Origin of the sequence: Mesorhizobium sp., assembly GCF_041661565.1 — a bacterium.
In the GTDB taxonomy this organism is placed as follows: domain Bacteria; phylum Pseudomonadota; class Alphaproteobacteria; order Rhizobiales; family Rhizobiaceae; genus Mesorhizobium.
In genome coordinates, this window is the sequence record NZ_JBAZUD010000175.1 from 1 (window position 1) to 9,700 (window position 9,700).

Genomic DNA, 9,700 nt, shown 5'->3' on the forward strand with positions numbered 1-9,700 from the left:
ACCTGTTCCGCGCCACGGTCAGGCTGGCGCCGAATGTTCCGGTGGGCACCCACAAGGCGCGCGCCTTCCTGTTCAAGAGCGGCCTGTTCATCAAGGAAAGCTCGGCCCAGCTCGAGATCCGCAAATCCGGTTTCGAACAGTCGATCTTTCGCTTCGCCCACAATTATTCCTTCCTCTACGGCATCTTCGCCATATCGCTGGCCATGCTGACGGGCTGGCTTGGACGGCTGGTCTTCCGAAAAGACTAGTTCCACTGTGATGGGGGTTTCCCTTTCCCAGGGCATGCGTTAGACCGCCGCCTCCCGACGCGGCCATCGCGCGCGAAAACTCAATTCGGCAGGACGATCCGGTCATCCCGGACCACGGCGTGCGTGCGAAGACGCCGATCCGCTGCCCACAGGCATGACAGGACGTGGTGATGCGACCAGCATTCGGCGGCATCGATTTCGGCACTTCGAATTCCACCGTCGGTGTGGTCCGCGACGGCCAGCCGCGCCTGGTCGCGCTTGAGGATGGCCAGGTCACGCTGCCAAGCGCCGTGTTCTTCAATTTCGAGGACAACCGAACTTGTTTCGGCCGCGACGCCATCGCCAATTATACCGACAGCGTCGAAGGCCGGCTGATGCGCTCGCTCAAGAGCGTGCTCGGCAGTTCGCTGGCCCACGAAAAAACGCGCATCAAGTCACGATCGATCGGCTTCATGGAAATCGTCGGCATGTTCCTCGGCCATCTCAGGAAGAGACTGGAAGCGGATGCCGGCGATACGGTCGAGACTGTCGTTCTCGGCCGGCCAGTGCAGTTCGTCGACGACGATGCCGAGGCCGATGCCAAGGCGCAAAACGAACTCGAGAGCGCGGCGCTCGCGCAAGGCTTCAAGCATATCGCCTTCCAGTTCGAGCCGATCGCCGCGGCGCTCGACTACGAGCGCAAGGTGACGCGCGAGGAACTGGCGCTGATCATCGACATGGGCGGCGGCACGTCCGACTTTTCGGTGGTGCGCGTCTCGCCTCAACGCGCCCGATCGCCGGACCGCAAGGACGACATCCTGGCCAGCCGGGGCATTCATATCGGCGGCACGGATTTCGACCGGCTGCTCAGCATCGCTCATGTGATGCCGCAGCTCGGCTACCTGTCCCCGACCAAGGATGGCAAACGCAATCTGCCGGCCAGCTACTTCATCGATCTCGCGACATGGCAACGCATCAACCTGGTCTACACCGCCAAGACGATGACGCATCTTCGACAAATCCGCTACGAGGCCCAGCGCCCCGATCTGGTCGACCGCTTCATCCGCATCGTCGAGCATCGCTATGGACACGCGCTGGCCGCATTGGTCGAGAAGGCCAAGATCAAGCTGACCGACGAAGCGTCCGCTGAAGTCGCAGTGAGGCTGCCGGGCGCCGACTTCGCGGCGGAGATCACGCGCGCCGGACTGGAAGCCACGATCGCCAGGGAGATCGAGCGGGTCACGGCTACGGTTGGCCAAACCATCCGCGACGCACAGGTCAAACCATCCGACATCACCGCGGTGTTCCTGACCGGCGGATCGACGGCGATCCCCTTGGCGAGGCGCGAAATCCTGTCGATGGTGCCGCGGGCATCCGTCATCGACGGCGACATGTTCGGCTCGGTCGGACTTGGCCTGGCATTGGACGCCGAGCGCAAGTTCGGCTGACGCGGCCAGACCTCACTCGAGACGAATGCTACCTTGGCGCCAAGCTTTTCATTTCCGCGCCCAGATGCGCCTTCAGCGCCATCTGGGCGAGACTTGCCTGGCGATCACGGTGCGTGATCATGGCGAAGTCGCGTTTCGGCAGTTCGAGCGGCACGGTCCGCAGGCTGCCTTCGGCGACGGCACGCGCCACCACGAGCTGCGAGATGATGGTGGCGCCGGCACCCGCTTCGACCGCCTGGCGGATCGCCTCATTGCTTGGCAGCACCAGGAAGATCTGCAAATCGGCCAGTGAAATCCCATCGCGGCGCGCCAGGTCCTCCAGCACCTCACGCGTGCCCGAGCCGCCCTCGCGGATGATCCAGCGCAAGCCCTTTATGTCTGGCCGGCCCGGCGCGACTTCGGCGATGGCGGGATGGGAGCTGGCGACGACCAGCATCAGCCCGTCGGTGTCGACCTTGGCACGCCGCAATATGTCGGACTCGGTGCGTCCCTCGACCAGGCCGAGATCCGCCGCGCCATCGAGCACATTGGCCTCGACCTGCCTGGTGTTGCCGATGCTGACGCTCAGCCTGACGGCGGGATAGGCTTCGTGGAAGGACGCCAGCCGGCGCGGCAGCCAATAGCTGGCGATGGTCTGGCTGGCGGCAATCGAGAGGCTGCCGGTGACCGTCTGCGAAACATGTTCCAGCACATTGCGCGCGGCGGCGGCACGCTCGAGCACGGCCTTTGCCTCGGGCAGGAACCGGTGGCCCGTCTGGGCAAGTTCGATGTTGCGGCCAACGCGGTTGAAGAGATGGACGCCGTGTTGTTCTTCAAGCGCGCGGATGGCAGCCGACGCCGCCGACTGGGAGATGCCCAGCAATGCGGCCGCCTTGGTCATGTGGCCGCGCTCGGCGACGGCGACGAAGATGCGCAACTGGTCCAGCGTCATGCGCTATTAAGAACCAATATCGATCGAATTTACAAGAACAACTGATTAGACGGATCGATAGGTTTATTCTACGTTTTCAGGCCAAGTTGGAAAAAACTCGCGATTGGGACACGGCGAATAAAATGATCGGGCGGTTCAGATCCCTGTTTGCCCATTGGATAGGCGGCATCCGGCGGCTCCTTCCCGGTGATCGCTATCGCCCGGAAGCACATTACATGCGTGGCCCCGGGCCACGGACGCGAGCCCGATCCGCCGGTTGCGCCGACACCACGGGATCATGATGGACGGATCGCCCTGCGGCGCGAATTCGGCACCATCGCAACGCCCGCTTGCCGACACAACCGCGCCCGATGAGGGCGACGGCGTCGACACCTCGCCCAGCGTTTCCGACAGCATCGCCAAGACCACGTGCTACATGTGCGCCTGCCGTTGTGGCATCGACGTTCACATCAAGGACGGCAAGGTCCGCTACATCAACGGCAACAAGGACCATCCGGTCAATCGCGGCGTCATCTGCGGCAAGGGCAGTTCGGGCATCATGCAGCACTACAGCCCGGCCCGGCTGAAGAAACCCCTGTTGCGAACCGGCGCGCGCGGCTCCGGCGAATTCCGCGAGATCGAGTGGGAGGAAGCGTTCGCGATCGCAACGGATCGGCTTTCGGGCATCCGCCGCACGGACCCCAGGAAGCTCGCCTTCTTCACCGGGCGCGACCAGTCGCAGTCGCTCACCGGCTGGTGGGCCAGCCAGTTCGGCACGCCCAACTTCGCCGCCCATGGCGGCTTCTGCTCGGTCAACATGGCGGCCGGCGGGCTCTATATGATCGGCGGCTCGTTCTGGGAATTCGGCGAGCCCGACTGGGACAACACACGGTATTTCATGCTGTTCGGCGTTGCCGAGGATCACGATTCCAATCCCATCAAGATCGGTCTGGGCAAGCTCAAGGCGCGCGGCGCCAAGGTGGTTTCGATCAATCCGTGCCGCACCGGCTACAATGCCATTGCCGATGACTGGATCGGAATCCGCCCCGGCACTGACGGCCTGTTCGTCTTCGCGCTCATCCACGAACTGTTGAAGGCCGGTCGCGTCGATCTCGACTATTTGCTCCGCTACACCAATGCCCATGTCCTCGTCGTGCAGGAGCCTGGGGCCGCTGACGACGGGCTGTTCGTGCGCGATGCCGACGGCAATCCGCTGGCATGGGACAGGGTGGTGAAAACCCCCGTAAACGCAACCGACCCGGACGCAAAGCCGGCGCTGACGGGGAGCTTCGAAGTCGGCGGCCGCCGCTGTACGCCGGTGTTCCAGCTGATCGCCGACCGCTACCTCGATGACAGCTACGCGCCGGGTGCGGTCGCGGAGCGTTGCGGCGTCAGCGCCGACACGATCCGGCGGATCGCCGCCGAACTCGCCCATGTCGCCTTCGAACAGACCATCGAGTTGCCGGTGGCCTGGACCGACTGGGCCGGGCGCCGGCACGAGACGATCAAGGGCCGGCCGGTTTCGATGCATGCGATGCGCGGCATCTCCGCTCATTCGAACGGTTTTCACACCTGCCGCGCCATTCACCTGCTTCAGGTGCTGCTGGGCACCGTGGATGTTCCGGGCGGCTTCCGTTTCAAGCCGCCCTATCCTCGGTCCGCGCCGCCGGGCCCGAAACCCGCCGGCAAGAGCGTCAAGCCGATGACGCCGCTGGGCGGCATGCCGCTCGGCTTCGTATGCGGGCCGGACGATCTGCTCGTCGACGACGCCGGCACGCCGCTTCGCATCGACAAGGCCTATTCCTGGGACGCGCCGCTGGCGGCGCACGGGCTGATGCACACCGTCATCCGCAATGCCTGGGCCGGCGATCCCTACCCCATCGATACGCTGATGATGTACATGTCGAACATGGCGTGGAATTCCTCGATGAACACCGTCGAGACGATTCGTATGCTGACCGACCGCGACGAGGCGGGCACCTACAAGATCCCCTTCATCATCTATTCCGACGCCTACTATTCCGAGACCGTGCCGTTCGCCGATCTGGTTCTGCCGGACACCACCTATCTCGAGCGCCATGACTGCATCAGCCTGCTCGACCGGCCGATCAGCCATGCCGACGGTCCGGGCGACGCCATTCGTCACCCCGTCGTCGAGCCGGACCGCGATGTCCGGCCGTTCCAGTCGGTGCTGATCGAGCTTGGCGCGCGGCTCGGCCTGCCCGGCTTCGTCAATGAGGACGGCTCCGCCAAATATGCCGACTATGCCGACTACATCGTCAACCACGAGCGCACGCCCGGCATCGGCCCGCTGGCCGGCTGGCGCGGCAAGGACGGCGCCTCGATCGGCAAGGGCGAGGCCAATCCGGACCAGCTGCAGCGCTACATCGACAACGGCGGCTTCTGGCACCACGACTTCACCGAGGACCAGCGCTACTACAAGATGGCCAACCGCTCCTATCTCGACTTCGCGGTGCAGATGGGCTTCATCCCAAAGGCCGAGCCTATCGTCTTTCAGCTTTATTCCGAGCCGTTGCAGCGCTTCCGGCTGGCCGCGCGCGGCCATGGAAGCGTGGTGCCACCCGAGGGCGAGCGCCGGCGCATCGAAACCTACATGGACCCGCTGCCGTTCTGGTACATGCCGTTCGAGGAAGCGGCCGTCGACCTCGAAAAATACCCGCTGCACGCGCTGACGCAGCGGCCGATGCACATGTACCATTCCTGGGGTTCGCAGAATGCGTGGCTGCGGCAGATCACCAGCCAGAACCGGCTGTTCGTGCATCACCGGACCGCCGCCGGTCTCGCCCTCGCCGATGACGACTGGGTGTGGATCGAAAGCATCAATGGCAGGGTGAAGGGGCAGATCAAGCTGGTCGACGGGGTGAACGAAAATACGGTGTGGACCTGGAACGCGATCGGCAAGCGGCGCGGCAGCTGGGGCCTCAAGGACGACGCCGCCGAGAGCAACCGCGGCTTCCTGCTCAACCACATCATCGGCGACCAGACCTCGGCGGACGCGCAGGGCAGACGCTATTCGAACTCCGATCCGGTGACCGGCCAGGCGGCATGGTTCGACCTGCGGGTGCGCATCGTCAAATGCGCGGCCGAAGAAGCCGGTTTCACCGAGCCGCAATTCGAGCGCTTTCATGAGCCGCCGCACTACCAGCCCGCGCCAGACATCCTTCGCTTCGGCGCCGAATTCCGCGTGAACAGGGAAGCCGCCGAATGACTTGCCTTCCCGCTCACACCAACAAGAAGCTCGGCCTGGTCATCGACCTCGACACCTGCGTCGGCTGCCAGGCCTGCGTCACCGCCTGCAAGGAATGGAACACCGGCGGCCACATGGCGCCGCTGACCGACATCGATCCCTATGGCGGCCATGTCGATGGGGTCTGGTTCAACCGCGTGCACAGCTATGAGCACACGACGGAGATGGGCGGGCGCACGGTGAACTTCCCGCGCTCCTGCCTGCATTGCGAAACGCCGGCCTGCGTCACCGTCTGCCCGACCGGCGCGTCCTACAAGCGCGCCTCGGACGGCATCGTGCTGATCGACGAGGACAAGTGCATCGGCTGCAAATTGTGCAGCTGGGCCTGCCCCTATGGGGCGCGCGAATTCGATACCGATGTCGGCGTGATGAAGAAGTGCACGCTGTGCGTCGACCGCATCTACAACGACAATCTGGCCGAGGAAGACCGCGTGCCGGCCTGCGTCGCCGCCTGCCCGACGAGCGCGCGACATTTCGGCGATCTCGGCGACCCTCTCTCCGCCGTCTCGCAACTGGTGGCGGAGCGTGGCGGCGTCGACCTGATGCCGGAACTCGGCTATCGCCCGACCAACAAATATCTGCCGCCTCGCGCCCACACCCAACGCGCCGCGTCGGTGCCCGCGACGGCGCTGGAGCCGGTGCGGGCCGAGGGCGGCTTCCTCGGCTGGGTCGACCGCATGCTCTCGAACTGACATCCATGCATCCAGCCTTCTCCGTCGTCTTCTTCACCACCGCCACCGGCGCCGGCTACGGCCTGCTGGCGCTGCTCGGCGTTCTGGGCGGGTTCCAGGTCATCCCACCGGACTTCTGGCTGGGATTGATCGGCTTGGGGCTGGCTCTTGGGTTGATCGCGGCGGGGCTGCTGTCCTCGACCGGTCATCTCGGCCGGCCCGAACGGGCCTGGCGGGCATTCTCGCAATGGCGCAGTTCGTGGCTATCGCGCGAAGGGGTGTCGTCGGTCATCACCTTCATCCCCGCCGGACTGTTCGGCATCGGCTGGGTGTTCTTCGGCCGCCTGGGCGGATGGATTGCCGTTGCCGGCTTGCTGGCAGCTGTCGGCGCCGTGATCACCGTCTGCACCACCGGCATGATCTATGCCTCGCTGAAACCAATCGCGCAGTGGCACAGCCGCTTCACCCTGCCCGGCTATCTCATCTTCTCGGCGATGACCGGCAGCGTGCTGTTGAACGCATTGCTGCAAGGCTTCGCCCTCGGATCGACAATGCTTCTGGCGGCTTCCATGCTGCTGACCTTGCTCGGCTGGGGCTGGAAGCTCGCCACCTGGCGCCACAACGATGATCTCGAAATCCCCACCACGGCCAACACCGCGACCGGACTTGCCGGTGGCACCGTGCGGACGCTGGAATGGCCGCATACAGAGGAAAACTACCTGCTCAAGGAAATGGGGTTCCGCATCGCACGCAAGCACAGCGCACGGCTGCGCCAGATCACGCAGCTGCTGGCTTTCGGTTTGCCGGTTTTGCTGCTGATCGCGACTTTCGCCTTGCCGTGGCCGTTCGCGGCCGTGCTGTCAGCGCTCGCCGCGATCGTCCAATTCGCCGGCATGCTGGTCGAGCGCTGGCTGTTCTTCGCCGAAGCGAAGCACACGGTTACGCTCTATTACGGCAGGTAGAGGTCTCAGCCGGGTCGCAGCATCGAGCCGGAGATGGCGAAGACGCGCTGGGTGCCCATCATGTATGCCATCAGCGATTCGAGGCGAAACAGCCCGGCATAGGCGCGGTCGAGCACGTTGAGCGAGCCCGTATAGGCGCCGAAAGCAGGCATGATCATGCGGCCGCCATCGCCGGCGAAGCAACGCCGCCGTACCGAGCGGCCTTGCTGCACGATGCGGGCGCAGGGGTGCAGATGGCCCGAAATTTCACCTTCCACACGCACTTTGGACGGCTCGTGCCGGAACAGCAGCGAGCCAATGGCCAGTTCGCGCACCGTCTCGCCGGGCAGTCCCGCCGGCGCCTCCGGATCGTGGTTGCCGGCAACCCAGAACCAGTCACGGCCGGCCATCAGCGCTTCCAGCGTTTCGCGAAAACTTGCGTGCATGCGCCCGGCGCCGCCCCCATCGTGAAAACTGTCGCCCAGACTGATAACGATCGCCGGCTGGTAGTCGCAGATCACCGCCTGCAATCGCAGCAGGGTCGCACCCGTATCGTAAGGAGGGATCAGCGACCCGCGCCTTGCCAGCGACGAGCCCTTCTCCAGATGCAGGTCGGAAACCGCCAGCAGCCGAAGGCCGGGAAAATAGAGAACGCCGCGCGGGTCGCAGACCGCGCGCTCGCCGGCAATGCCGACCTGATCGGCCTCGGCGATCCGCGATGCGCGCGCCAGAGAAAAATTCATTCCCTACTCATTCTGTTACCGTTGGCCCCGGCCCCATGGCCTCCTCGACCAGCGTGGCCGCATCCATCAACAGAGTATCATCGGCTTCGCCGTTCACCGGCATCTTGCCGATCTCAAGCATGATCGGCACGGCAAGCGGCGAAATCTGTTCGAGGTGCTTATGCATGATTCGACCCTGGATGCGCGAGAGCATGTCGGCAAGTCTACTGACATCGAGCAGACCGGTGGCGGCATCGGCGCGTGTCGCCTGCAGCAGGATGTGGTCGGGCTCATGGCTGCGCAGGACGTCGTAAACGAGGTCCGTCGACACTGTCACCTGGCGGCCGCTCTTCTCCTGGCCGGGGTGGCGTTTCTCGATCAGGCCGGATATCAGCGCGCAATTGCGGAAGGTGCGCTTGAGAAGCCAGCTGTCGGCCAGCCAGGCTTCGAGATCGTCGCCCAGCATGTCCTGGTCGAACAGCGTACCGAGCGACGGCTTCCTGGCCTTGAACATCGCGCCCATGTCGCCCAGCGACCAGATGGCCAGCGCATAGTCGGTGGCGACGAAGCCGAGCGGCTTGGCGCCGGTCCTGTCGAGCCGGCGGGTCAGCAGCATGCCGAGCGTCTGGTGCGCCGCCCTGCCCTCGAACGGATAGGCCACCAGATAGTGGCGATTGCCGCGCGGGAAGGTTTCGATCAGCAGGTCGCCGCGCTTGGGCAGCACCGACTTGTCGGCCTGGAACCGCAGCCAGTCGGCCACCTGTTCCGGCAGTTGGTTCCATCGCCGAGGATCGTCGAGCATGATGCGGACCTGTTCGGCGAGGTAGGTCGACAACGGAAATTTGCCGCCGCCATAATAGGGCACCTTGGCCTCTTTGCCCGGCGCATTGGAGACGAAGCATTCGTTCTCGCGGATGCCTTCGAAGCGCAGCACCTTGCCGGCGAACATGAACGTGTCGCCATGCGTCAGCGTTTCGAGGAAAGCCTCCTCGATCTTGCCAAGGGGCCGGCCTCCGCGTGACGCGGCACCCCGGCTGCCAGCCTGGACGTAGCGCACGTTGAGCGCGGGTACCTCGATGATGGTGCCGACATTCAGCCTGTATTGCTGGGCGACGCGCGGATTGGAGACGCGCCAGAATCCATCCTTGTTCAAGCGAATGCGGGCGTAGCGCTCATAGTTCTTCAGCGCATATCCGCCGGTGGCGACGAAATCGATGACGCGGTCGAAGGTCGGCCGGTCGAGACTGGCATAGGGTGCGGCCGTGCGTACCTCCTCGAACAAATCATCGGCACGGAACGGTGCACCGCAGGCACAGCCCAGCACATGCTGCGCAAGGACGTCGAGCCCGCCATCGACCAGGGGCGGCGTGTCCTGCGCGCCAAGATAGTTGGCGTCCAGCGCCGCCCTGCATTCCAAAACCTCGAAACGGTTGGCGGGGATCAGAATGGCCTTGGAGGGCTCGTCCATTCGGTGGTTGGCGCGGCCGATGCGCTGCGCCAGCCGGCTGGCGCC

Annotated in this window: 7 protein-coding genes and 1 pseudogene; 5 read left to right on the plus strand and 3 right to left on the minus strand. The window is 64.6% G+C overall.

Annotation, left to right across the window (positions count from 1 at the left end):
* The coding region (locus tag WC739_RS22655; RefSeq protein ID WP_372955230.1) for a TIGR02186 family protein at window positions 1–248 on the plus strand (248 nt) is incomplete at its 5' end.
* 170 nt (window positions 249–418) lie between these two features.
* Window positions 419–1,675: an Hsp70 family protein gene (locus WC739_RS22660; protein ID WP_372955231.1), complete on the plus strand. Its 1,257-nt coding sequence runs from the start codon at window positions 419–421 to the stop codon at window positions 1,673–1,675.
* Between the two features lie 28 nt (window positions 1,676–1,703).
* Here WC739_RS22660 and WC739_RS22665 read toward each other — a convergent pair whose 3' ends face one another.
* Window positions 1,704–2,606, minus strand: a complete 903-nt coding sequence (locus WC739_RS22665; RefSeq protein WP_372955232.1) for a LysR substrate-binding domain-containing protein — start codon at window positions 2,604–2,606, stop codon at window positions 1,704–1,706.
* A 277-nt stretch (window positions 2,607–2,883) separates the two neighbouring features.
* Here WC739_RS22665 and WC739_RS22670 point away from each other — a divergent pair, with 277 nt between their 5' ends.
* The 3 genes from WC739_RS22670 to WC739_RS22680 are packed head-to-tail and all read left to right on the plus strand — an operon-like array spanning window position 2,884 to window position 7,486.
* Window positions 2,884–5,814 (plus strand): molybdopterin oxidoreductase family protein, encoded by a 2,931-nt coding sequence (locus WC739_RS22670; protein WP_372955233.1) that lies wholly within the window; start codon window positions 2,884–2,886, stop codon window positions 5,812–5,814.
* Window positions 5,811–6,545 carry a 4Fe-4S dicluster domain-containing protein gene (locus tag WC739_RS22675; RefSeq protein ID WP_372955234.1) on the plus strand — a complete coding sequence of 245 codons (735 nt, stop codon included), beginning with the start codon at window positions 5,811–5,813 and terminating at the stop codon, window positions 6,543–6,545. Before WC739_RS22670 ends, WC739_RS22675 begins: the two co-directional genes overlap by 4 nt.
* Before the next feature lie 5 nt (window positions 6,546–6,550).
* Window positions 6,551–7,486: a dimethyl sulfoxide reductase anchor subunit family protein gene (locus WC739_RS22680; protein WP_372955235.1), complete on the plus strand. Its 936-nt coding sequence runs from the start codon at window positions 6,551–6,553 to the stop codon at window positions 7,484–7,486.
* Between the two features lie 5 nt (window positions 7,487–7,491).
* Here the strand turns inward: WC739_RS22680 and pdeM are convergent, their stop codons facing one another.
* Both pdeM and WC739_RS22690 read right to left on the minus strand, forming a co-directional pair.
* On the minus strand, window positions 7,492–8,208 hold the full coding sequence (gene pdeM, locus WC739_RS22685; RefSeq protein ID WP_372955236.1) for a ligase-associated DNA damage response endonuclease PdeM: 717 nt from the start codon (window positions 8,206–8,208) through the stop codon (window positions 7,492–7,494).
* A 7-nt stretch (window positions 8,209–8,215) separates the two neighbouring features.
* Window positions 8,216–9,700 (minus strand): annotated as a pseudogene (locus tag WC739_RS22690) (DNA ligase-associated DEXH box helicase); the annotation flags it as partial.